This is a genomic window from Pseudomonas frigoris, assembly GCF_047758635.1.
Lineage (GTDB): Bacteria > Pseudomonadota > Gammaproteobacteria > Pseudomonadales > Pseudomonadaceae > Aquipseudomonas > Aquipseudomonas frigoris.
Genome location: NZ_CP180479.1, coordinates 3,870,681 through 3,894,551 on the forward strand (window position 1 = coordinate 3,870,681; position 23,871 = coordinate 3,894,551).

16 protein-coding genes and 2 pseudogenes are annotated in these 23,871 nt (G+C 58.1%); 2 read left to right on the forward strand and 16 right to left on the reverse strand.

Annotated features, from left to right (window positions below; translation table 11 throughout):
* Positions 1 to 78: 78 nt before the first annotated feature.
* Positions 79 to 3,102, reverse strand: coding sequence for a D-2-hydroxyglutarate dehydrogenase YdiJ (ydiJ, locus tag ACMXYH_RS17745; protein ID WP_415764332.1), 3,024 nt, complete (start codon positions 3,100 to 3,102; stop codon positions 79 to 81).
* A 159-nt stretch (positions 3,103 to 3,261) separates the two neighbouring features.
* Between ydiJ and ACMXYH_RS17750 the strand changes: the two genes are divergently transcribed.
* Positions 3,262 to 4,146: a LysR substrate-binding domain-containing protein gene (locus ACMXYH_RS17750; RefSeq protein WP_415764333.1), complete on the forward strand. Its 885-nt coding sequence runs from the start codon at positions 3,262 to 3,264 to the stop codon at positions 4,144 to 4,146.
* Positions 4,147 to 4,150: 4 nt separating this feature from the next.
* On the opposite strand, the gene ACMXYH_RS17755 is transcribed toward ACMXYH_RS17750, so the two are convergent.
* The 15 genes and pseudogenes from ACMXYH_RS17755 to ACMXYH_RS17825 all read right to left on the reverse strand — a co-directional run.
* On the reverse strand, positions 4,151 to 5,695 hold the full coding sequence (locus ACMXYH_RS17755) for an amidase family protein (protein ID WP_415764334.1): 1,545 nt from the start codon (positions 5,693 to 5,695) through the stop codon (positions 4,151 to 4,153).
* A 158-nt stretch (positions 5,696 to 5,853) separates the two neighbouring features.
* A complete protein-coding gene (locus ACMXYH_RS17760; RefSeq protein WP_415764335.1) occupies positions 5,854 to 6,735 on the reverse strand; it encodes a glycine betaine ABC transporter substrate-binding protein in 882 nt (293 codons plus the stop codon).
* A 54-nt stretch (positions 6,736 to 6,789) separates the two neighbouring features.
* Complete coding sequence (locus tag ACMXYH_RS17765; RefSeq protein ID WP_415764336.1) at positions 6,790 to 7,458, reverse strand: ABC transporter permease; 669 nt, start codon at positions 7,456 to 7,458, stop codon at positions 6,790 to 6,792.
* Between the two features lie 2 nt (positions 7,459 to 7,460).
* On the reverse strand, positions 7,461 to 8,459 hold the full coding sequence (locus ACMXYH_RS17770) for an ABC transporter ATP-binding protein (protein WP_415764337.1): 999 nt from the start codon (positions 8,457 to 8,459) through the stop codon (positions 7,461 to 7,463).
* Positions 8,456 to 9,145 (reverse strand): ABC transporter permease, encoded by a 690-nt coding sequence (locus ACMXYH_RS17775; RefSeq protein ID WP_415764338.1) that lies wholly within the window; start codon positions 9,143 to 9,145, stop codon positions 8,456 to 8,458. Before ACMXYH_RS17775 ends, ACMXYH_RS17770 begins: the two co-directional genes overlap by 4 nt.
* A 345-nt stretch (positions 9,146 to 9,490) precedes the next feature.
* Complete coding sequence (locus ACMXYH_RS17780; RefSeq protein ID WP_415764339.1) at positions 9,491 to 10,486, reverse strand: GlxA family transcriptional regulator; 996 nt, start codon at positions 10,484 to 10,486, stop codon at positions 9,491 to 9,493.
* A 257-nt stretch (positions 10,487 to 10,743) separates the two neighbouring features.
* Positions 10,744 to 11,718, reverse strand: coding sequence for an alpha/beta hydrolase family protein (locus ACMXYH_RS17785; protein ID WP_415764340.1), 975 nt, complete (start codon positions 11,716 to 11,718; stop codon positions 10,744 to 10,746).
* 35 nt (positions 11,719 to 11,753) lie between these two features.
* Positions 11,754 to 12,647: an amidohydrolase family protein gene (locus tag ACMXYH_RS17790; RefSeq protein WP_415764341.1), complete on the reverse strand. Its 894-nt coding sequence runs from the start codon at positions 12,645 to 12,647 to the stop codon at positions 11,754 to 11,756.
* A gap of 491 nt (positions 12,648 to 13,138) precedes the next feature.
* Positions 13,139 to 13,489 carry a copper-binding protein gene (locus tag ACMXYH_RS17795; protein ID WP_415764342.1) on the reverse strand — a complete coding sequence of 117 codons (351 nt, stop codon included), beginning with the start codon at positions 13,487 to 13,489 and terminating at the stop codon, positions 13,139 to 13,141.
* Positions 13,486 to 16,644, reverse strand: coding sequence for an efflux RND transporter permease subunit (locus tag ACMXYH_RS17800; protein ID WP_415764343.1), 3,159 nt, complete (start codon positions 16,642 to 16,644; stop codon positions 13,486 to 13,488). The genes ACMXYH_RS17795 and ACMXYH_RS17800 overlap by 4 nt, the downstream gene beginning before the upstream one ends.
* The gene (locus ACMXYH_RS17805) at positions 16,641 to 18,125 is read right to left on the reverse strand and encodes an efflux RND transporter periplasmic adaptor subunit (protein WP_415764344.1); all 1,485 of its coding nucleotides are present in this window, start codon (positions 18,123 to 18,125) and stop codon (positions 16,641 to 16,643) included. Before ACMXYH_RS17805 ends, ACMXYH_RS17800 begins: the two co-directional genes overlap by 4 nt.
* Entirely contained in the window at positions 18,122 to 19,378 is a 1,257-nt protein-coding gene (locus ACMXYH_RS17810) for a TolC family protein (protein WP_415764345.1), read from the reverse strand. Before ACMXYH_RS17810 ends, ACMXYH_RS17805 begins: the two co-directional genes overlap by 4 nt.
* Before the next feature lie 99 nt (positions 19,379 to 19,477).
* Positions 19,478 to 19,819 (reverse strand): hypothetical protein, encoded by a 342-nt coding sequence (locus ACMXYH_RS17815; protein ID WP_415764346.1) that lies wholly within the window; start codon positions 19,817 to 19,819, stop codon positions 19,478 to 19,480.
* Between the two features lie 291 nt (positions 19,820 to 20,110).
* Complete coding sequence (locus ACMXYH_RS17820) at positions 20,111 to 22,255, reverse strand: bifunctional DedA family/phosphatase PAP2 family protein (RefSeq protein WP_415764347.1); 2,145 nt, start codon at positions 22,253 to 22,255, stop codon at positions 20,111 to 20,113.
* A gap of 152 nt (positions 22,256 to 22,407) precedes the next feature.
* A pseudogene (locus tag ACMXYH_RS17825) lies at positions 22,408 to 22,596 on the reverse strand (DUF5329 family protein); the annotation flags it as partial.
* Positions 22,597 to 22,645: 49 nt separating this feature from the next.
* Between ACMXYH_RS17825 and ACMXYH_RS17830 the strand changes: the two are divergent.
* Positions 22,646 to 22,810, forward strand: a pseudogene (locus tag ACMXYH_RS17830) (DUF5329 family protein); the annotation flags it as partial.
* Positions 22,811 to 23,871 lie beyond the last annotated feature (1,061 nt).

Consider the following 23,871-nt stretch of genomic DNA (forward strand, 5'->3'; position numbering starts at 1 on the left):
CGAAGACCTGGTTAATGCAGAGCAATTGCAGGCGGATAACTTAAAATTCAGCGTGGTGCTTCATAAGTGCGAGTGAAGCTACTTCGCGCGCACATGCTCCAACACCACTTCCAACGGATGACGCAGCTGCCTGTCGGCCAAGCGCTTCACTTGACTCCGACAGGAGTAGCCCGTGGCCAGCGCCTCACCCTGTTTATCCAGCTTGCCGGCCCATGACTGCTCGAAAATGGTCCGCGAGGTGTCCTGGTTTCGGGCTTCGTGGCCGTAGGTGCCAGACATGCCGCAGCAGCCGGTCGCCTCCGTCACCAGATTGAGCCCAAGCCGGGCAAACATGGTTTCCCATTGCGCAGTACTGGCTGGGACATTGGTCTTCTCGGTGCAGTGCGCCAACAAACGGAATGTCTCGGTCGCGGTGTGCGGGTTTTCAGGCAACGCATCGAAGAGCCATTCCTGAGGTAACAGGACCTTCGGGCAATCGTTGAGCCCTGGTACTTTCTGATATTCCTGGCGGTAGACCAGCGTCATCGCCGGGTCCAGGCCCACCAGCGGCACGCCACAGGCGGCGAGCGCCTTGAGCTGATTGCCGTTGCGGATCGCCGCCTTGGCGAAAGCGCCGAGGAAGCCCTGCACGTGCAAAGGCTTGCCGTTGGCACTATAGGGCGCCAGAAACACCCGGTAGCCCAACTGATGCGCCAACTGGATAAAGCTCGCCAGCAACGGCGTTTCGAAGTAACGGGTGAAGGCGTCCTGCACCAACACCACGCTCCGCTCACGTTGTGCAGCGGTCAGTTCGCGCAGGGCTGGCACGCTGGCGACAGCGACCTTGCAGCGGGTCAACGTGGCCTGCAAGTCATGGCGGTGGATCAGCGGACTGTCGAGCATGCCGACCTGTTGCTCCAGCAGGCGGCTCACCCATTTCGAGCCCATCACCGCGTTGTACAGGCCCGGCGCGTAGGCCATGTAAGGAATGGTGAACTCCAGCGAGCCGATCAAATAGTCACGGAGCGGGCGTTGATAGCGACCGTGGTACAGCTCGAGAAAACGAGATCGGAATTCCGGGACGTTGACCTTGACCGGGCATTGTCCCGCACAGGATTTACAGGCCAGGCAGCCCGCCATCGCATCGTAGACTTCATGGGAGAAATCCGCCTCACCGCGCGAGCGCGCCAGGTTATTGCGCAACCGCGTCGGCAATCCGCTCAACCACGACAACTTGCCCCGGGCCGCTTGCAACACATCGATATTGGCCGCGCCTTGCAGACGCAACCATTCGCGAATCAACGACGCCCTGCCCTTCGGCGAATGCTGGCGTTCACGGGTGGCTTTCCACGACGGGCACATCGCATCGTTGGGGTCGTAGTTGTAGCAAGCGCCGTTACCGTTGCAGTGCATGGCGGTGCCGAAGCTTTGCCAGACGCGCTCGTCGATTTGTCGATCCAGATCACCGCGCAGCGTTACCTCGTTGACCTTGAGCAAGCCTTGGGCGGTATCCGGCGGCGTGCAGATCTTGCCGGGGTTGAGTTGATTGTGCGGGTCGAACGCACCCTTGAGCGTTTGCAGCGCCGGGTACAGCTCGCCAAAAAACTCGGGGACATATTCCGAACGTAGACCTTTGCCGTGCTCGCCCCACAGCAGCCCTCCGTAACGCCGGGTCAACTCGGCCACCGCATCGGAAATCGGCTTGACCAGAGCCGCCTGGGCCGGGTCTTTCATGTCCAGCGCCGGACGCACATGCAACACACCGGCATCGACGTGACCGAACATGCCGTAGGCCAGGCCATGGCTGTCGAGCAATGCACGGAACTCCGTGATGTAGTCGGCCAGTTTCTCTGGAGGCACGGCGGTGTCTTCAACGAAAGGCTGCGGACGAATCTCGCCGTCAACGTTGCCCAGCAGCCCGACCGAGCGTTTGCGCATGGTGTAGACACGGCTCACCGCTTCGGCCCCTTCGGCCAGCGTGTGACCCAGGCGCTCGATCGTTGTGTCCGCTTGCAGGTGCTCCACGAACGACGCCACGCGAGCGTTCACTTGCGCCACGTCATCGCCGCTGAACTCCACCAGATTGATGCCCAGCGTCGGGCGCCCGGCGTCAACCGGGAAATACTCGGCAACGCTGTGCCAGACGATGTCTTTCATCGCCAGCAGCAACACCTTGGAGTCCACGGTTTCAATGGACAACGGCTTGTGTGCCAATAACGCATTGGCGTCGCGCAGCGCATCCATGAAGCTGCCGTAACGCACGTTCACCAGTACCGAATACTTGGGAATCGGCAGCACGTTGAGTTTGGCTTCGACGATGTAGCCCAACGAACCTTCCGCGCCGCACAGCACGCTGTTGAGATTGAAACGCCCGTGCTCATCACGCAGGTGCGCCAAGTCATAGCCGGTCAGGCAGCGATTGAGTTTGGGGAACACCGCTTCGATCAGGTCAGCCTGGGTTTCCTGAATGTGCCGCGCAGTCCGGTACACCTCGCCGATGCGGCCGGGTTGCGTGCATGCCACTTCCAGCTCCGCGTCGGACAGAGGCTGGCTGTGCAGGCGCTCGCCACCGATCAGCACACTGTGCAGTTCCAGGACGTGATCGCGGGTCTTGCCATAGGTGCAACTGCCCTGGCCGCTGGCGTCGGTGTTGATCATGCCGCCGACGGTGGCGCGGTTGGACGTCGACAGCTCCGGGGCGAAGAACAGCCCATGGGGTTTGAGCGCGGCATTCAGCTGGTCCTTGACCACGCCCGCCTGCACCCGCACCCAACGCTCGGCGACGTTGATTTCGAGGATGGTGTTCATGTGCCGCGACAAGTCGACCACGATGCCATCGGTCAATGACTGGCCGTTGGTGCCGGTACCGCCGCCCCGCGGGGTCAGTTTGATCTGGCGAAAGCGTGGTTCGGCCATCAAGGTCGCGATGCGTGCGATGTCGTCCGCGTCCAGGGGAAACACCGCTGCTTGCGGCAGACGCTGGTAAATCGAGTTGTCGGTCGCCAGCACCGTGCGGGTGGCGTAGTCGGCGCTGAGCTGGCCGCGGAAGCCGCTGGTACGCAGGGCTTGAAGAAATTCCGGGTACTGTGCCGCGAGTGCAACGGTGGGCAACTGGGCGATCATCGCAGGCTGTTCTCTTGTCGGTCTAATCACGGGGAAAATCAAAATACTTGTCGCCTGAGCATTAATGGGTCAGCCTCAGGTCGTCGGCTGCACCAATGATCCTGCAGGCTCTGGCGCCGGACAAACGGATAATCTTGCCGCTATCGATGACTTTTACGAATGAATTACCGTCACCTCACCCCTTCGATGTCGTTGCTGCTGGCTTTTGAAGCCGCCGCCCGCCATGAAAGCTACACCCGCGCCGCGATGGAACTGTCACTGACCCAAAGCGCCGTGAGCCGGCAAGTCCAGGCGCTGGAACAGCAACTGGGCCTGACGCTATTCCGCCGTGAAGGCCGGCAAGTGCAACTGACCGATGTCGGTCGTCTTTATCAGCGGGAAATGAGCGAAGCGCTCGGACGCATCCGCAGCGCCACATTGCAGGCCATGGCTTATCAATCCGGCAGCGGCACGTTGCGCCTGGCCACTTTGCCGACCTTCGGCTCGAAGTGGTTGTTGCCGCGCCTGCATGACTTCTACAAAACCCATCCCGGCATGCTGGTGCACATCAATTCCCGGATCGATGCCATTGACTTTGAAACCAGCGGGATTGATGCCGCGATCATGGTTGGTACCGCCGACTTGCCGGGCCTGATCAGCCATCGCCTGCACACCGAAGAACTGATGGTGATCATTTCGCCAGAAGCGGCCGAAACCCATGACGCCTGGACCCCGCAGCGCATTGGTGGCCAGACGCTGCTCAACGTCGCGAGCAACGCCAACGTCTGGGGCGAGTGGTTCAGCCACTACGGCCTGCCCCATCGAATGATGCGGCTGGGGCCGAGTTTCGAACTCACCTCACATTTGATCCAGGCCGTCAGGGCCGGCATCGGCATCGGTCTGGTGCCGCGCATTCTGGTGACCGACGAGTTGGCCAACGCAGAGCTCATCAGCCTCGACCAGCCCTTCGCCAGCCAGCGCAGTTACTACCTGACCTACCCGCCGCGCAACGAAATGCTGCCGTCGCTCGTCGCGTTCCGTACCTGGTTGCTGGAACAGATCTGAACGATTACCGCCCGAGGAAGGCGTAGCCAAAACCCACTACCTTGGCGTCTTCGCCGTAGCCGCCGAGGAACGAAACGCCGACCGGCAGGTCGCCCTTGATGGTGCCTGCCGGAACCGTGATCTCGGGAAATCCTGTCGCGGAGGCAATGTACGACGACGCGTAGGTGTCGCCGGATGTGCACACGTAACTGTCATCAGTCACGCCGTGCACCACCGAAGCCGGGCAGTTGATGGTCGCGAAGAACAGGCTGTCCACGTTGTTCTTCTTCATAATGCCCATCAGCTGCTCGCGCAATTGCGGAATCTTCCGGGAGAGGATGGAGATATACAGCGGCGAATCGGTGCTGCCGGCATTCGCGACCGTTTCCAGTCCGGCCAAGCGTGCCGGGTTCATGCCATGCGATCCGTTTTCCGCCTGATTTTTCTTGGCCAGGTCGAGAAACTGCGCAAGCGTTCGCGGTTGGCTCGGGTTGAGGGTGGCAAGGTAGCGTTCGAATTGCGGTTTGAATTCGCTCTCCCCCACTGGGCCGAGCACGTCGCTCCATAGCGTTTCAAAGGCTTTTGGCAGGTCGATGGAGACGACATGCGCACCGCGCTTGCCGAGGGTTTCCTGCGCCGACTTGAACACCGCATCCACCTCTGGGTTGGCGCCTTTGAAGTTGGTGATAACCCCAATGGTCTTGCCTTGCAGCAAGGAGCGGCTCAGCGCTGGCTCAAACTGTATTTTGTCCGCGGCAAGATCCAGAGTCGCCGGGTCACTTTTGTCCTGTCCCTTGATCGCATCCAGCACGATGGCCTGGTCCAGCACGCTGTTGGTAATGACGCCACCGGTATCGAATGCGAGCGAGAGCGGAATAATGCCGCTGCGACTGATCAGCCCCAGCGACGGTCGAAAACCCACCGTACCGGTGACGCTGGCCGGTGCGCGAATCGACCCGCTGGTATCCGACCCCAGCGCAAAGGGTGCGAACGCGGCTGCCACGGAGGCGGCAGAACCGCTGCTGGAGCCAGAAGCGTCACGCTTGGTATTTTTCGGATTCAGTGTTTGGCCGCCGAACGAGCTGTAGCCAAACCAGCCAAAGGACGCCGCCAGTTCCGAGAGGTTGGCTTTACCGAGAAGAATCGCTTGTCCGTCGATCAGCTTCTTGACGGTGAAGGCATCCTGGCTCGGCACAGACGAACGCAGCACATAGGACCCGCCGGAGGTGACCATACCGGCGGTGTCAAAGTTGTCCTTCACCACGAACGGAATGCCGGCCAGCGGTGCGTACTTGGCATTGGGATTTTTCGCCCGTTCGGCATCCCACTTGCGGGCCTGATCGATCGCCTGTTCATTGATGGTCACCAGCGCATTGATGTTTTGGCCCTGGTGATTGTTCGCCTGAATGTTATCCAGATAGTGCTGCACCAGTTGCTCGGAACTGAGGGTCCCGTTATTCAACGCATGACGCATATCGGCGAGGGTCATGCGGTCGATACCGTCATCCGCCTGAGCGCTTGCCGCCAGTAGCAAAAACGAGCACGCCACGAACTTTTTATTCAACTGCATGGGTAATTCTCCTAGTGAGTACAGGCGAACGGAATGAGCTCGTCCCAAGCTATTGGGATGAGCGTTACAACTAAGCAGGATAAAAAGAGGCCAGCGATATTCAGCTGGCCCGGACAGTCATGATGAAGCCGAGTGACTTCAACACCACAGCGGAATAACTAGAGCAACTTGTTCTTCTGCAGAAATTCCTTGGACACGCTCTCGATAGATTCACGGCCGACGTCGACTCGAGAATTGAGGCCTGCAATGGTGTCGTCGTCCAGCTTGGACGACAGGGCGTTGAGCAACTCACCTATCTTCGGGTTCTCTTTAAACACTTCAGTCCGAATCACTGGCGTCAGCGCATAGCTGGGGAAGAAGCCTTTATCGTCTTTCAGTACCACGAAGCCGAAGGCCGGAATCCGCCCATCCGTCGACAGGACCAATGCCAGATCGACCTGACCGTCTCTGAGCGCCTGGTAGGTCAGCCCGCCGTCCATACGAACGATGTTCTTGCGCTCAAATTCAAACTTGTACGTCTCTTGAAGAGGACGCAAGCCATCGGGTCGCGAGAAGAACTCAGCGTTGGAGGCGAATTTATAGGACTTGCCGGCTTCGATATTCTTCGCAAGATCGCTGATGGAGGCGACGCCATCCTTTTCCGCCTCTCCCTTGCGCATAGCGAATGCGTAGGTGTTATTGGCCTTGGAAGGGTTCAACCAGGTGATGCCCTTCTGCGCGTCAAGCTCGCTGATCTTCTTGTACGTTTCGTCAGCGTCCAGCTTTTCCATGACTTTATTGTAAGTAATCAGAGAAGTGCCGGTGTACTCCCAATACACATCGACCTGACCGTTCTCTTGTGCCGCGCGCAATACGGACGAGCCCAGGTCCGGGCGTTTATCGACACTGTAGCCATTGGCGCGCAGGAGTTGAGCGGTCATCTCGGCAACCAGTTGCTGCTCGGTAAATTTCTTGCCGCCGACCACAATCGTGCTGTTGGCAGAAGCACTGCCCACAACACCTGAAACAAGACTCAGGGTAAAGATCAGACTGGCTAGCATTCGATAAATCATCGTGCACCTCATATTATTGGTTTTTGTCTATGGTCTTCAGATTCATTCGCGCCCGGCCAACCTCAAGCCCCGTGACACCGCAATGTTTTGAATCAAGCCGCAGCCCAGATCGACTGCAATCGCCAACAGCGCAGTCGCTGCGGCGCCGGCCAGCATCATGCCGAAGTCGTTCAGGTCGATCCCGGTAAAGATCAACTCGCCCAGCCCGCCGCCACCGACCAGGAAGGCCAGCGGCGCGGTACCGACGTTGATCGCCAGCGCCGTGCGTATGCCCGCGAAAATCACATTCATTGCATTAGGAATTTCGACTTTCCACAGCGTTTCCCGTGGCGTCATACCCATGGCCTCGGCCGCTTCGACCAAGTGTTGCGGCACTGCGCGCAAGCCTTCATAGGTGTTGACCGCCACGGGCAACAACGTCGCGACAAACAAGCCGATGATGGCCGCGCCGCTACCAACGCCAATAAAGCTCATGGCCAATGCCAGCAACGCGAGCTTGGGAATCGCCTGCCCGACGTTAAGAACCTGCATGCTGGCCATGGCGTAACGCTGGTTCGCCGGACGGCTCATCCACACGCCCAACGGCAGCGCGATGACCAGGGCCAGCGCCCCGCTGACCGCCACGATCTGCAGATGCTGGACCGTCAGGTAGCTGATGTCGCCCCAGTAAAACTGCAGCCCTTCCCCCAATCTGATCAGTAAGTCAGACATCGTCAGTGCACCGCCGGAGTAATGTTTTCAACAAGCCGCGCCAGGATGTCGGCCTGGTGGACATAGCCGATGAAGCGTCCGTCGCTGTCGTTGCAGAGTGCCCAGTCCTGGCCACGTCCCAGCAGTTGCGAGAGCACCTGGCGCAGGTCATCCCCGGGCTTGACGATCAGGTGTGTGTGCGAAGTAACACCGCTGTTGCCGCCAACGATCTGCATGTGTTCCCGTGGCGGGATCTTGCTGGCCACGTCAGCCGCGCGCAGCAGACGCAAGCGCTTCATAATCCGGTCGCCGCCCATGAAATTCGCCACGAACTCGCTGTTGGGCCTCGCCAGCAGATCATCCGAGCTGCCGAATTGCTGGATTTTTCCGTTGTGGAACAGCGCGACGCAGTCCGCCATCTTCACCGCTTCATCGATGTCGTGACTGACAAACAGCACGGTCTTGCCAACGAGGCGCTGGATGCGCATGAACTCGTCCTGGATCACTTCCCGGTTGATGGGGTCGATCGCGCCAAACGGCTCATCCATCAACATGACCGGCGGATCCGCTGCCAAGGCTCGGGCCACCCCTACTCGCTGCTGTTGGCCGCCGGAGAGTTCACACGGGTAGCGCTTGAGGAATTTGGACGGATCCAGCGCGACCACTTCCAGCAACTCCGCGGCGCGCTTACGGCTTTTGGTTTTGTCCCATCTCAACAGATTAGGGACGACGCAGATGTTTTCCTCGACGGTCATGTTCGGGAACAACCCGACTTGCTGGATCACATAGCCGATTGAGCGCTTGAGGGTGACGCTGTCCAGTTCGGACGTGTCGCGACCACCGATTCTGATCGTGCCGGAGGTGGGTGTGATCAATCGGTTGATCATTTTCAGCGTCGTGGTTTTACCGCAGCCCGACGGCCCAAGCAGTACGCAGATCTGCCCCTCTTCAACATTGAATGAGACATCTTCTACTGCAGTGATTGAGCCGAATTGCTTGTTCAGGTTTTCGATCTGGATCACGTCGTAGCTTCCTTCATTCGGCCACTGGCCACTTTGTTCTTGTTCAAGCCTTTTGGCGTCAGGAGGCGCTGCAAGCCGTACAGCGCATAATCGGCCGCAATGGCAATGACACTGATGACGATCGCGCCGGCCAACAGCTGTCGGGTATCCGATTGCGCGATGCCGCGAATGATGAGACTGCCCAGGCCGCCGGCGCCGATGTAGGCCGCAATGGCTGCGATGCCGATGTTGATGACGGTCGCCATCCTCACGCCCGCCATGATCAGCGGGACAGCAATCGGCAGCTCAACCTTGCGCAGCCGTTGCCAAGTCGACATGCCCATTCCGATCGCCGCTTCGCGCAAGGCAGGATCGATGTTGGAGATCGCGGTGGTGGTGTTTCGAATGATGGGCAACTGGGAGTAGAGAAACAGCGCAATGACCGCAGGCACAACGCCGATCCCATAGCCAATCAGCGACAGGGCCGGAATCATCAGACCGAACAGCGCAGCAGAGGGAATGGTCATCAGGACAGCGGCAAACGCCAGGACCCAACGGCGCGTTCTGGGGTGCTGGGATATTGCGATCCCGACAGGCACGCCGGTCAGAATCGCCAGCCCCACCGCTATCGCCACGATGAGAAGGTGCTGCCCGAGTAGCAGACTGATCAGCCCGCCGTTTTCCAGAATGAAACTCAAGGTTTCCATGATTGTTATGCCTTCTGTACGTCATTGTTATTTTTGTCGGCATTGCATCTGGAATTGAACGCCGGATCTGTAGGAAACATTACCGCGCTACCGTAGGCAGACTGAGCTTTGAGTCCGACGATTTCTATCAAAAAACCGACGTCACGTGGCACGCCAGCGTGCAATGCAAGACGAAGGGTTGATTGAAGAAAGAAGTATGCAGGATCGCCAAATCCCCAAGGCTAGACAGAGCGCACCGCCTGTCGGACCAAGTCATTAGCTTGCTATGCGGTTTTTCAGAGAGGATCGGCTCAAAGGTTTTTCGGGGGATTAGCGTTCATTGACCAACGCGCTCAGTGACTGCAATCAGGAATGAGCATCATCAAATTTCCGCCGCTCTTCTCCGGGCGTACATCCCCACACCCGACGGTAAGCCGCGCCCAGATGTGACGCCGAGACGAATCCACAGCTGTAGGCAATGGATGCAATGGGCTGGGTGCTTTCACGCAGCAACCGGCGAGCTTCGTTGAGCCTGAGTTCCAGATAGAATTTCTTCGGCGTCATCCCGAAGTGCTGATGCCACAACCGCTCCAGTTGACGGTGCGACAGATTGCAGCGGTCAGCGATCTCTTCGATGCCGACGATGTTCTCCAGATTGTCCTCCATGTAAGCAATGGCGGCGGTCAGCCGCCGATCGTGAATCCCGAACCGCCACTGAATCGACATCCGCTGATGTTCTTCCGGGGCCCTTATCCTGGCGTGCAGGAATTGCTCGGCGATGCTCGCGGCCAGCTGATTGCCGAAATCAAGCGCGATCTGCGCCAGCATGAGGTCGATGGCCGCCGTGCCCCCGGCACACGTCCAGCGGTTGCCATGGTTGACGTACAGCTCCTTGGTGACCTCGATCGTGGGGAATTCCTCCGAAAACTGACCGATGGACTCCCAGTGCAAGGTGCAGCGCTTTCCTTCCAGTAATCCGGCGCGTGCGAGGATGAACGTACCGGTGCTCAGTGCGCCAACGGTTATCCCGCGAGACGCTGCGCGCTGCAAGAAGCGCAGCATTTTCGGTGGTTTTTGATGTTCGATGTCCAGGCTCGCCAGGACAAAAACGCGATCCAGCTCCGGCGCCTGATCAACCGGCACGGTCTGGATTTCGATACCGCTGCTGGAGCTGACCGGTCCACCCGATTCCGTGAGCAGGGTCCACTCATAGAGCGTTTTGCCGGAAAGCCGGTTTGCCGCACGCAAAGGCTCGCTGGCACCCGCCAGGGCCATCATGGAGAACTGAGAGAGAATGAGCAGCCCGATTCGCTTGGTTGTGTAGTTATTCACAGACGTCGCTGATTCACCGGGGGCTGTCATCGCCAGATCCTTGTCATGGGTGGTTCCAGTCGTTCAAGTGAACAGCTTAGGCCAGCCCGAGGGAGTGGCTTTGGACACGCTATGTTAGGGCCTGGGCACGCATTCAGCCAGATTGATCTTTGGGACAGCGAAGGGCAAACCCGACGCATTGCGACGGATCGGAATTATCGGAAACGTCGCACGGGGAATGCACCACGACGCTGGAAATCGCTGCGAGACCTCGTTGCCCGAGGCCTCACAGGATAATGACGAGCGGATCAGCCGCGCGCGCGGATGGCCTCATCGATGCTCTGGATCATCGACTTGAAAACAGGGCTGTCGACCTGATTCTGCTGGCCATGTTGCATGTGCGAGATGATCAGCGCGCTCGGGCCTGCATCGCCCGGATAGTTCTGGTGCAAACGAACTGACTCTGACGGCATGTGCAGGGTGTTGTCGCCGCCGTGGATGATCAGCGCAGGCGGGAAGCCTTTTGCACCTTCGATGGACTGCTCCGGATCATACGCCACATAGGACTTGTAGGACTTCGCCGTCACGTGGGTGCAACCCGGCCAACGGTCCGCGCCGCCCGCTTCGGTGTAGCCGCCCAGTTGCTGATCAACATAAGCCTGTGTTTCAGGATCCAGCGGATAGTAGCCGAGGCAGGTCGCATCAGTCCCGGTGTCGAACGGAGGGATCGGCGCGTCATCCGCGAGTTTCTGAATGGCTGCGTCAGCCGCATCCTTGTCTGCGCGCAAGGCTTGTAGCTTGCGAATGTTGGTGTAGCTCATCGGCACCCAGAAGCGGATCTGTTCACCGCCTGCAGCGGCCAGCTCAGCCACTGCACCGAGGCTCGCCACCGAGCCCATCGCCCACGACGCGACCACCGGCATCTCACCGAAACTCTCGCGCGCCCACTCAACGGCACCGAGCACTTCATCTTTCTGGTCTTCGAGGATGACGTTGGTGATGACCTTGTCACCCGACTCAAGGGTGTTGCGGATGTGCTTGTTGGAGAAAAAGCCTGCCACGTCGTAGGTCATGACGCGATAACCACGGGCTGCCAATGCACGACCGAACAGCTGGCCGTACATCGTCACCCCGCCGGTGAAGCCGGAGTTGAAAATGACGGGTGGCAGTTTTTGCGACGTAGCGTCTGGTTGTTCTGGCTGAAATACCGTGCCTTTTAGACTCAGGGTTTCGTCGCCGTACTTAACGGTAAAGTTGATTTCTTTTGTTGTAATGGTCGTCATCGCTAGAGATCTCGAAGTGGGAGCGTGGGCGTAGATCAACGTACCAATTGGCCAGATGCTCCTCGGAGAAGTTGGCCAACAGGAATTCGGGTTTCTTTGGAAACATGATTTGCAACAGCATCAACAAAGTTAAAAGCTTTGCTCAAATCAAACCGTTCGGAATACGGCGCACCCTGGTTGTCGGTGCCGACATGAGGAGCATCGGTGGCTTCCAGAAGGATCTTGTCAGCGCCGACTGCGCAAACAATCTGCGTCACGAAACGAGCGGTTTCCTCGGGATGAACAGAGGTGCGATAGCCCGGGCCTTTGAACCACACGTTGCCCCGCTCTCTCGCTTCGGTGAGCAGCGCGATGTAAGCCGGCTCGGTGATGTCCCGCTCGCGGTGACAGGTGCCCAAGTGATCGATGATGACCCGCACATCACGTGGAATCTGGCGCAACACGCGCAGATTCGTCTCGGCTTCTTTCGCGTAAATGTGCAGGTGCTGGTGCGGGAGCAGGCGGGCATAAAACGCCGACCATTGCCCATCGCTGAACTGAGTATCAGAAACCAATTCAGGCCTTGCATCGTGCAGGACGATCCGGGTGCCAATAACCTGGGGATGTGCGAGACGTTGCTGGGTCGCGTAAGCAGGCTCTGCCTTGATCGTGCCCACCAGTTTGACGTCCCCATAGCGCAGCGGGTCTATTGCCTGGAGGTTCTTGAGTTCCTCAAAGGAAGCGAACACGTTTTCCGAATCCGGCAGGATACTGAGATGGACATTATTGATGAGCGTCGGAGTAATTCCGGCATCGATCAATTTATCAAGATAAGCCGTCAGCGGATGCGGCTCAGGTAACGTATAGGGCAGCGAACCGGCCACCCGGCGGAGATCTTCCGAAGTATAAAAATGAACGTGACTGTCTATTCTTTTGGTCAGCGGCAGCATGATTATTGTTTCCTGCTTTTGTGCGAAAACAATAATCGTCGTCAGTGCTTCGTCGCTCCCGCCAACTCGACGTGTAGTATCAAAATTTCGCCATATGCGATTTTATGGGCAAGGAGGATTTTGGAATTCCGGTTCGGACTTGAATGGTCGGAATAGCCATTGGGCCGCTCTGCTGCGGGCTCTGCAGGGTTTTACCGTCGCAGAAGTGAAGCTGATTTGTCTGCAGCTTGTTTGGGCAATGGCGAAATTTTGTTGTCGTGCCAAAGGAGAAAACTGTAGGAGCGAGCTTGCTCGCGATTCACCTGAGATCGCCGCGTTTCCCCTGGTAAAAACGCGTTTTCGTTGACGACCATCGCGAGCAAGCTCGCTCCTAAAGAAAGACTTTTCTCTGGACGAAAAAAATGGACCTCTTTTCAGAGGTCCATTTTTTAATGCTTGGAACGGGAAACGAGACTCGCATCTGGCGTCCGGCAATTTTGACCACCGCAATTTTATTTTTTGATGGACACAATCGTGGCTTTGCCGCCCTCAAGCCGGAAGGAAAACGACACTCGGTCTCCAGCCGTCAGCCCTGTCAGCTGATCTTCCGTCACGGAAAAGGCCATGGTCATCGGCGGCCATTGCACAGCTGGAACAGCGCCGTGAGAGATGGTCACCGTATGCTTCGTCGTATCGATAGCCTTGATCGTTCCGTCGGCGGTGGCGACTGGAGCCTGCGTTGTTTCCTGCTTCATCTGCATGCCCTCCATTCCGTCCATTTTCATGCCTGGCATATCCTCCGCGTGGGCCGATAGAGACAGCGTGAATACGGTGCTTGCAACTGCAATCAGGGTCAGTTTCATACGACTTTTCCTTGAGGGGTGATGGGTTCAACTGAGAGGTGCCGGCGACGCATCAGGCGATAGGCCGCCGGAATGACAAACAGGGAAAGCAAGGGCGCCGTGACCATGCCGCCGACCATGGGTGCAGCAATTCGACTCATCACCTCGCTGCCGGTCCCGCTGCCCAGCAAGATGGGTAACAAGCCAGCAATGATGACGGCCACGGTCATGGCCTTGGGTCGAACACGCTGCACGGCGCCTTCACGAATCGCCGCAACCAGACCGCGCTCTGTGCTGTCGCCGAGGTCTTCACGTTCGGCCCAGGCGTTCTTCAGGTAGAGCAGCATGATCACGCCAAACTCGGCGGAAACACCGGCCAAGGCGATAAAACCGACCCCGGTGGCGACTGACAGGTTGAACCCCAACAGATAGAGGAACCATGCCCCGCCAGTAAGGGCGAATGGCAGAGTGGCCATGATCAGCAAGGCCTCATCGAAGCGGGCAAAAGTCAGGTAGAGCAGCACGAAGATGATCAACAGCGTGGCAGGCACCACCAGTTTGAGTCGTGCGTTGGCCCTTTCGAGAAACTCGAACTGCCCTGAATAACTCAGGCTCATGCCGGGCTGCAACTTGACCTGCTCATTGACGACCCGTCGTAGATCAGCGACCACAGACGCAATGTCCCTACCACGCACATCGATGTACACCCAACCTGAAGGTCGTGCGTTCTCGCTCTTGAGCATCGGCGGACCGTCCGTGACTTTGACCTTCGCCACTGTGCCGAGGGTGATCTGGTTCCCTAGCGGGGTATAGATGGGCAGTTGCTCCAAGGCACCGAGCGAGTCACGCCACTCCCGTGGGTAACGCACGTTGATCGGGAAGCGTGCGAGCCCTTCAATGGTCTCGCCGACGTTTTCACCGCCGATAGCGCCGGCCACGATGGACTGCACATCGGCGATATTCAGTCCGTAGCGAGCGGCGGCTTTGCGGTCGATATCCACATCGATATAGCGACCACCAGTCAGTCGCTCGGCCAGAGCCGAACTGACACCGGGTACACCCTTGGCCACTCGCTCGACGGCCTGAGTCGCGGCATCGATCTCCGATAGGTTGGTGCCGGCAACTTTCACTCCGATGGGACTCTTGATCCCCGTGGCAAGCATGTCAATACGGTTGCGAATCGGTGGTATCCAGATATTGGTCAGCCCAGGGACTCGTACCACTCGATCCAGTTCTTCCACCAACTTTTCCTGGGTCATACCTGGCCGCCATTGCTTGTGCGGCTTGAATTGAATGGTGGTTTCGAACATCTCCAGCGGTGCGGGGTCGGTGGCGGTTTCAGCGCGACCGGCTTTACCGAAGACATGTTCGACCTCTGGCACGGTCTTGATCAGACGGTCAGTCTGTTGCAGCAGTTGCGCGGCTTTCTGCGCCGACAGCCCTGGTAGAGCCGAAGGCATATAGAGCAGGTCGCCCTCGTCCAACGGGGGGAGAAACTCGCCACCCAAGCGAGACATTGGCCATAGCGCACTGACAAAAACCAACAGCGCCACCAACAGGGTGATTTTGGGACGACGCAGCACCGCATCCAGGGCTGGCTGGTAGATCCGAATCAACCACCGGTTCAACGGGTTCTGTTGTTCACTGGGAATTCGTCCTCGAATCCAGTAGCCCATCAGCACCGGCACCAAGGTCACTGACAATCCCGCCGCTGCGGCCATGGCGTAGGTCTTGGTGAAAGCCAAAGGGCCGAACAGCCGTCCTTCCTGAGCTTCCAGGGTGAACACCGGAATAAACGACAGAGTGATGATCAACAAACAGAAGAACAGCGCCGGGCCTACCTCTGCCGCCGCTTCGGTCATTACATGCCAATGACGTTCACCCTTCAGTTCTTCCCCCGGATTGGCCGCGTGCCATGCCTCAATCTTCTTGTGGGCGTTCTCGATCATCACCACGGCGGCATCGACCATGGCGCCGATGGCGATAGCTATCCCGCCCAAGGACATGATGTTGGCGTTGATGCCCTGGTAGCGCATGACGATGAAGGCAATCAGCACCCCCACCGGCAGCGAAATGATCGCCACCAGGGATGAGCGCAGGTGCCAGAGGAAGATCCCACAGACCAGCGCGACGACGATGAACTCTTCGATCAGCTTGTGGCTGAGATTTTCCACAGCGCGGTCGATCAGCTTGCTACGGTCGTAGGTGGTGACAATTTCCACCCCGGCCGGCAGACTGCTTTTCAGTTCGTCGAGTTTGGTCTTGACCGCCGCAATGGTCTCGCGAGCATTCTTGCCGCTGCGCAAAATCACCACGCCGCCGACGGTCTCCCCTTCTCCGTCGAGCTCAGTAATGCCACGCCGCATTTCCGGTCCCAACTGAATCGTGGCGACATCGCCAAGGGTCACCGGCACACCACCCGAACCCAACTTGAGCGGGATCGCCCGAAAGTCATTGAGCGTCTTCAAGTAGCCGGAAGCACGCACAATAAACTCGGTCTCTGCCATCTCCAGCACCGCGCCACCAGTTTCCTGGTTGGCCTTGCCGATAGCGTCGATCACCTCAGCCTGAGTGATACCGAGGCTGGCCAGTTTGAGCGGATCAAGTTGCACTTGGTACTGCTTGATCATGCCCCCCACGGTGGCCACCTCCGCAACGTTGGGCAGGGTCTTGAGTTCGAACTTGAGGAACCAGTCCTGAAGTGCGCGAAGCTGTGCCAGATCATGCCCGCCACTGCGATCCACTAGCGCGTACTGATAGATCCAACCCACCCCCGTCGCATCTGGTCCCAACGCCGGCTTGGCGCTGGCAGGCAACCGATTTTGTATTTGGCTCAGATACTCCAACACCCGCGAGCGAGCCCAGTACAAATCAGTGCCGTCTTCGAACAGCACGTAAACGAAGCTGTCGCCGAAGAAGGAATAACCACGCACCGTCTTGGCGCCCGGTACTGAGAGCATGGTAGTGGCCAACGGATAGGTCACCTGGTTCTCGACAATCTGCGGCGCTTGTCCAGGAAAAGGGGTGCGGATGATCACCTGAACATCCGAGAGATCTGGCAGTGCATCGATGGGCGTGCTCTGCACCGACCAAATGCCCCAAGCCGTGACAAACAGCGTCGCCAGTAACACCAGGAATCGGTTGGCCACTGACCAACGAATCAGGGCGGCAATCATGGCTGGTTCCCCGATTTATCCAGACGTTCAACACGCAAACCATCATCGGTCTGGCTCACCGCGACCCGGACCTTGTCGCCCGCTTTGAGGCCCTGTATCAGCGCCGGGTTGGCGAGTGGAAAAGTCATCGTCATGCCAGGCATTCCCAGCGTCTTGAAAGGGCCATGGGCGAGCGTGACTTCTTTGTCGTTGATCTCAACGATCTGTCCATCTGCTTCATGAAAGCTTGAGGCTGCTGCGCTGGGTGGTGACTCTTCCTCTGAACTTGCAACGATGCCCTTAAGACTGGCTTCTGAGTCGAGCAGGAACTGGCCAGACGTAACCACCTTCTGGCCTTCTTCCAGGCCTTTCAATATCGCCGTCTTGCCATCACTTTCCTGCCCGAGTTGCACTTCAACAGGGCGGTAGCGGCCGGCGTCTTCGGCGAGCATCACCAAGGCACGTCGGCCCGTGCGAATGACGGCCTCGCTCGGCACCCACAACACACTTTGTCCGGTCGAACGATTCAGGCGTACCTGCGCCGTCAAACCCGGTCTGAGGCGTCCGTCCGGATTGGGTAACTCGACACGTACTCGAAGAGTGCGGCTGTCCGGGTTGGTCTCGGGCAAAATCGCGCTGACCTTGCCGTTGAGTATTGTCCCTGGGAAAGCTGGCAGACGCGCTTCGACTGCCTGTCCCACGGTGATCGATCCGGCATCCGATTCTGGTACGGCCACCGCTAGCCAGACACTACTCAAGCCATTGACGCGTGCCAGGGTGTCGCCGGTCGCCACGGTCATACCCGCGCGTACGTTCAACTCTTGCAGCACACCACCAATAGGGCTGGTGAGCGTCAGGTACGGCTGAACCTTACCGCCACGCTCTACCTGAGTAATCAGTGCTGCCGGCATCCCCGTGAGCCGTAGACGCTGGCGGGCCGCAGCCAACAGGTCAGCATCACCGCTGCGCTTCAGGGCAAGGAACTCTGTCTGGGCAGCGGCCCACTCAGGCACCAGGATATCCGCCAACGCCGCGTTGGCTTTGAGCACATCACCAGGAGCATGGGCATAAACCCGCTCCACAAAGCCGACTGTGCGAGCCTGAATCACAGCAATATCACGTTCGTTGAATCCCAACACACCTGTCACATCGAGGCTGGAGTCAAAGATTCCACGGGTGACTGCTGCAAAACGCAGACCGAGATTCTGGGTGAGGCTTGGATCGATGGTGACGGTCGCACGGTCCGCTGCGCCACTGGCGTACTGCGGGACCAGTTGCATGTCCATGAAGGGGGACTTACCCGGCTTATCGAACTTTTGCTGGGGGTACATGGGGTCGTACCAATACAGAGCCTTGCGTTCGTCCGATGAATTGAGGCCCTTCTCCTGGGTGGTACTGGGTATTCCGCTCATGCGCTGGTGAGCGAACCAGTAACCACCGGCAACACCCAATGCCATCGAGATACCTACCAGCAATGCCCCGTTCCATTTTTTAAGGATCATTGGCTGGACTCCCCATAAGCAAAATACAGACGCGCACTGGTCAGCGCTCGCTGCTCTTCCACGTCGATCTGTTTGAGGCGGGCTTCGATGAGTTCACGTCGGGCGGCAACAACGGCGTTCAAATCGCCTTTGCCCGAGCGATAACTGGCCATGCTGAGTTCGACCTTTTCCTTGGCCAGCGGCAACAGGCTTTCCTGGTTGCGGCGCACGGCACGATTCAGGCGCTCATAGTCAGCCAGTTCGTTTTCCAGTTGCTGGGTGTGCTCGCGAGACAGAGCTTCGCGCTCGGCCTCAAGCTGACTGAGTTCAGCCTGTTTGGCTGCAATTTTGGGGTTTTGGCGCGAGCCAGGAAACAGCGGTAGATCCCAGGAAAATTGCACGCTGACCATATCGCCAAACTCACGGCCACGGCGCTGGTAATCCAGTTCCCAGCTCCAGTCCGACTGCTTCTCCGACACGGCTTCACGAACCTTGGCTTGCGCTTCACGGGTCATCGGCGCAAACGCTGCCAACTCGGGATGGTGTTGCAGTTTATGAGAGTAGCTTGAGGTATCGACGGGCCACTCCGGCAAGCTGCCCACAGGCTTGTCGTTGGCGGCTGAGCCAATCCAGCGTTTGAGGGCTGCTCGGGCCTGCGCTCTCTGGAGAATCAGATCATCCTGTTGCTCCGCCAGTTGAGCCGCTTCTTGCTTGGGCGTCACCGCATCGGCGGGTTGAGCGCGGCCACCGGCAATCTGGGCCCGGACAGTATCGGTCAACAGGCGGTTTTCTTTGTAGAAGTCCTGGAACAGCGCATCTTTACGCTCAACCGAGTAGCTGCTGATCCAGGCCAACGCCGTGGACTGACGAACCTTCAGGCGTTCGACTCGACGCTCCGCAGCGGCGCGATCAACGGCCGCATCGGCGACCTCAATGCGCGCTTTGCGCTTGTCGCTGTTGGGCATCTCTTGCCTGACCCCGACCATTTGCATGGTCATGAAGTCCTGGTCGATGCTCCAGCGATCCGGACCGCCAATGGGGTAGTTCTGCACACCCAGCAGCAGTTTGGGGTCAGGTAGCTCACCGGCTGGAATAGCCGCGCTGCTGGCAGCCTGAATTTTGGCGTCTTGTGCAGTCAGCGACGGTGCATTGTTTTCGGCCAGCCGCAACGCTTCATCGAGTGTCAATGCGGCAGCGAAGCTCGGCAATGCCAGTACGCTTGCCGCCAGACCGGCCACGAGGGACCAGCCTGTGCAATAGCACTTGGAGTTCATGTTTACGATTCCTGTGATCATCCACTGCGCGCGGCAAAAGACACGCACGCAGCTAGTCCATCCCGCTAATGCGGAATGAGGCTCAATGTGGGACAGTAATCAAACGCGAGGCGGTCGCCATACCCCGGACGGGGTCTGTACAGGTAGGGAATCGCTGAAGAAGGAAATCACGACGGGGCTGAATACGGTTACAGGAGGCTTGAAGATCGAGACTTGCAGCATGCCGCCTGTCTTGCATTCCTGGCCCTGCTTGCAGGGTTTACCGTGATCGGAAGGACTTTTCATATCGTTGCAGCAGTCCATCCCCATGTCGTCCATCATCGCCATGCCCATCGTCTTCATTGGGCACGGTTCTGTCGGTGCCTGAACGCCCGCCATCCCGCTGAGGGGAAGCGCCAAGCTAATCATGAAGATGATGCAAAACCGCAGATAGCGTTTCATGGGCTGGAGTGTAGTCGCTGAAAATGGCTCTTACAATTGGGCGCATGGCATAAACAGCCTGCCGAAATGCCTAAGACAGGCGATAACACCGAACCTGAATTAAGCCAGCATTATCTGGCACAAAATAGAAGCTCATTCCGAGCAGACTCTAGGTCTGTTGATGGTCCATGCGCATTTTTGCGCACTCTAAGCCACTGGCCCACGACTCGAATAGGCTCAAGACGTCGGCGTTTCAATCATCCCGAGTGGCAAGCAGGCACTGAAGGCCAGAAACCGCCTCGAAACGGTCATTCATTTCTGTTTCTCACTGTGGCGAGCTAACAAGACCTGCCCATCCCAATCCGCATCTGCTGCTCCTTCGGTCCGAGAGAGGAGCCGTCCACTGTCAAGATCGGCAGCTAGCGTGCTCCTCGGTGCATTCACATCGGGCTGTGTCGACGTCAATGTGACGAGAGATAGGAGATGATAAAAACGCTCCTCGACAATCGAGCCCATCCAGAGCGGTGTAGTTCGTCCGTTTGTGAGCTGAAAATCTACGACCCACAATCGAAGCACGAGGCGCGAACCGGCAGGTGCACCATCGCTATACGGTCGGACGAGGGTCAGACTGGGAAGACGACCACTTGCGAAAAGAGGAATAACTGGAAAAACGGTAGGGTCGGTCTGGGTGGTAAGCCAATTCAGGGCATTCAACGGTGTCCAGGCCGCTGAGTCGCGCCACCCGTCAAGTTGAAGGACATTTTGCAAGTCCGGCAGGCCACCGGCCCACTGGAACGTCAGTGGCTCATTCGTCTCGCCCGTGAGATCGATACGCCGCGCCGGCAGTTGCTGCCAATCCGACGCCCACCAATCAGTGGCCCTCATGCTTGGCGTCCCAACCTTGACGGCATAACGACCGCTGTCGGTCGCATGGCTACGATAGATATTGAAGCCGCCGACGAGGATAAGTGCCGCACATCCGAGGGCGAGCAGGCCCCCTGGGTTGATGCGCTCGGCCTGCCGCCGCAAGTAGGAGAGTCCGAGCAACGCCAGCCAAGCGGACCCAAATGCCATCCCCCCGAGCACGTCGGAAAGCCAATGCACACCGAGGTAGAGCCGCGAGAATGCAATCAGAAATATCAGGGTTGCGGCGCCAATAACGACCGCGAGGCGCCATGCCGGGCGGATATCACGCGCGATGAGGAAAGCGAGGAAACCGTATAACACGACATTGATCGTGCTATGGCCGCTGGGGAAGGAAAATGCACTCCACCCGGAGTAGAGAAGCTCACCGGGTCGGGCTCGATGCAATGCTACTTTGATGACAGTGTTGAGCACCGAAGCGCCACTGATTGCAACCAGCCAATAGGCTGCTGTACGCCAGGCGCGTGTCCACATGAGCCACAGCAAGACAACAATCGTGACCGCCACCACGACCTTGGTGTCGCCGAGTTCTGTAATGGCGATCATCGCCGCATCACTTGGCGCTGTACGAAGATCCTGAAGCGCACGATGTATCGCGCTGTCTGCGAGCAGCAACGGGTCACCGCTGACGATATCTTCAAGGACACCGAAGAAAAGCCAGGCGGCACCGACGAGAAAGACAGTCGGTAGTACGAGAGCCCGTGCTTCGGGCCGTGAAGGGTCGAGCAAGCTGCTGAGCCGCCGGCTCAACCAGGTGTCGTGGGTGCCGGCCCAACTCCGTAGCCGCGCCACTCCGACGATGAGGTACGGGATGCCGTAACGCAACGTCCAGCGCACGATTTGCAGGACTGCCCAACCCGCCGCAGCCAGAACGACCAGCAAAATCGCGAGCGGCTTTGCGGCCGCACCGAGAATACTGAACGTCGCGCCTAAGAGAACACCTGACAGGATATGCGACACAGCCCAAGCGAACGCAGAGGCAACATTGACGACATAGAAACGACTGACCGCCATTCCCAGCATACCGGCAAGGAGCGGAATGAAGGCACGGACGCCTGGTACGAAGCGCGCAAGAAACACACTCTTGGCGCCGTGACGCTCGAAAAAGGCCTCGCTACGCTGAATCAGTTCAGGGTGACGGCTCAATGGCCAGAGGCCAAGAATTTCGCGGTGGTATCGATGCCCGAGCCAGAACGAAAGACCATCACTCGCGATTGCACCTAACGTGGCGGCGACCAGCAACGGCCAGAGCAATAAGACGCCGCTCGGCACCAAGGTGCTGAGGGCAAGGATCACGGCTGTACCGGGAACGACGACACCAATGATCGGGATTGACTCGGAAAGTGCCAAGAGAAACACCGCCAGATAGGCAACATGCGGATGCGCCGTCAGGAACTCGATGACCGATGAGACCAAGGACGTCATAATTGGCGGGCTACCCATAGAGTGCCGGTGATGAGGCCATTGATGCGCGTTTCGGCAATTGCCAGCTGCAAAAACATTTTCTGCAACAGACCAAGCATAGCTACTCATTTGCTAATGCTCCGTCCACCGGCTGCGTTTGATCGGAGGTCACTCACCAAAACGGCAAGGAACTATCGTGCAAGATGCGGTCTCCTGCCTATAACGTCCGTAGTAGGCGAAAAGCCCAACGCCATTCTGAGTTTTTTCGACTTGAGACAAACTCAATGAAGCTGCCGTTGCCTCTGTAACTCTGTCTTCAGCCAGGTGCTTGCTGGTTGAACGCCTCCTGGACATCGCACTTCATAGGCGCGGCCACTCATACTGCTTTTAGTCGCAGCAAGGTCGATGAAGTCTTCTGCGCTGCTCACCATGTTCTTGCCTACGAGATAATTCAGTTTCTTCTCCAGATGCTGAATCATGCAGATGTGGATAGTGGCGGCTCGTCCCATCAGCCAATAGCTGATTGCAACTGGTATTAGCCTTATCGCAATCGTAACCAACGCGCAGGCTCAAACCACACCTCAAACCACTCAAGAGATAAAGGGCTTGCTGGACTTTGTCGAGCACAGTGAGTGTCAGTTTTTGCGTAACGGGAGCGAATTCCCAGGTCTCCGGGCTCGGGCAACCGATGCATCCAGGCGACTTGCTAGTAAAAGCTCGCTGAGCTTCCAGAGAAAGCATTCTTGACTTCTAGCTCGTCGGTCGACTACGTAACGCCAATCACCGATTGACAATCATTTTCCGATTCCGACATCGTTGCTTCGGATTCCGCATCGCTGCAAGAAACCTATCCGTGTGGACGGGCTGCTGGCAGGCAAGACACCGGTAAAACTGATGGTGTATGGCTGAGACTAACTCTATCGCATCACTTTACTGCGGGGTGGGCTCAACTCGGAACAACCGGTTTTCACACCCTGAAGGTTCGCCGGTTATTCCAATTTCTACCCCGCGCCTGCGCGATAGCTTTCCAGATCTTGCCTTCGTTCTGCGGCAGATAGACATCACGCTTGATCGTCGCCATCGCCCACTCCTGAGCATTACTCAGACTCTGCTCCAGGTAGGCGACGGCATCCTGATGGAGTAGTGGTTAGGCCCGGCTATGGTGCCTTGCGTGCAACTGGCTAACCCGCTGGAGAACGCCTTCCTCATATTCTCGCCACGACATGCCGTCCCCCCCACCGCCGCATCGCGGCGGAGCGCATAAAAGCTCTGCGCTAATAACTGCGGTGTGATGTGGTGCAGCAATGCCGTGAACTGCATGCCCTTGTTCCTTCGGGCTACTTCACGTACACCTTCAAGTCCCATCGACGCGCAACTGATCCGGCTCAGTGTCCGGGGCGCGGGGGGCATGTCAGTGTTTCCCTTGGCTACGTCCCTTTCCTCCACTTTCTCCGCAGGGCTAGACCCTTTGTTCGATGGCTTCTCAGGTACTACGGACGTATTCGACTTCTCAGCAACGTGGACAGCAGGGTTACGGCTTTTGGCCTTTCCTGCTCCGCCCGGTGCTTGCGCACCGGGCACCGCTGAGATCTCCCAGTTTCTGTGCGAAGGACTTCCCGATGTGCACCTCCGCTAGCTTTAACTGGCGCACTATGCGTCCGGCTAAGCCATCTATACCATTGGTCATCCGGCCAGTGGTAGAGCCCTATTCAATCCTGTCGATTTAATAAAGAGCAGTGATGGTG

Bases quoted from the DNA above. Each gene is read 5' to 3' on its own strand.
- ACMXYH_RS17765 (WP_415764336.1), bottom strand. From the start codon at position 7,458: ATGTCTGACTTACTGATCAGATTGGGGGAAGGGCTGCAGTTTTACTGG.
- ACMXYH_RS17800 (WP_415764343.1), bottom strand. From the start codon at position 16,644: ATGATTGCCGCCCTGATTCGTTGGTCAGTGGCCAACCGATTCCTGGTG.
- ACMXYH_RS17760 (WP_415764335.1), bottom strand. From the start codon at position 6,735: ATGCTAGCCAGTCTGATCTTTACCCTGAGTCTTGTTTCAGGTGTTGTG.
- ACMXYH_RS17810 (WP_415764345.1), bottom strand. From the start codon at position 19,378: ATGAACTCCAAGTGCTATTGCACAGGCTGGTCCCTCGTGGCCGGTCTG.
- ACMXYH_RS17790 (WP_415764341.1), bottom strand. From the start codon at position 12,647: ATGCTGCCGCTGACCAAAAGAATAGACAGTCACGTTCATTTTTATACT.
- ydiJ (WP_415764332.1), bottom strand. From the start codon at position 3,102: ATGATCGCCCAGTTGCCCACCGTTGCACTCGCGGCACAGTACCCGGAA.
- ACMXYH_RS17750 (WP_415764333.1), top strand. From the start codon at position 3,262: ATGAATTACCGTCACCTCACCCCTTCGATGTCGTTGCTGCTGGCTTTT.
- ACMXYH_RS17815 (WP_415764346.1), bottom strand. From the start codon at position 19,819: ATGAAACGCTATCTGCGGTTTTGCATCATCTTCATGATTAGCTTGGCG.
- ACMXYH_RS17785 (WP_415764340.1), bottom strand. From the start codon at position 11,718: ATGACGACCATTACAACAAAAGAAATCAACTTTACCGTTAAGTACGGC.
- ACMXYH_RS17805 (WP_415764344.1), bottom strand. From the start codon at position 18,125: ATGATCCTTAAAAAATGGAACGGGGCATTGCTGGTAGGTATCTCGATG.
- ACMXYH_RS17820 (WP_415764347.1), bottom strand. From the start codon at position 22,255: ATGAGTAGCTATGCTTGGTCTGTTGCAGAAAATGTTTTTGCAGCTGGC.
- ACMXYH_RS17780 (WP_415764339.1), bottom strand. From the start codon at position 10,486: ATGACAGCCCCCGGTGAATCAGCGACGTCTGTGAATAACTACACAACC.
- ACMXYH_RS17755 (WP_415764334.1), bottom strand. From the start codon at position 5,695: ATGCAGTTGAATAAAAAGTTCGTGGCGTGCTCGTTTTTGCTACTGGCG.
- ACMXYH_RS17795 (WP_415764342.1), bottom strand. From the start codon at position 13,489: ATGAAACTGACCCTGATTGCAGTTGCAAGCACCGTATTCACGCTGTCT.
- ACMXYH_RS17775 (WP_415764338.1), bottom strand. From the start codon at position 9,145: ATGGAAACCTTGAGTTTCATTCTGGAAAACGGCGGGCTGATCAGTCTG.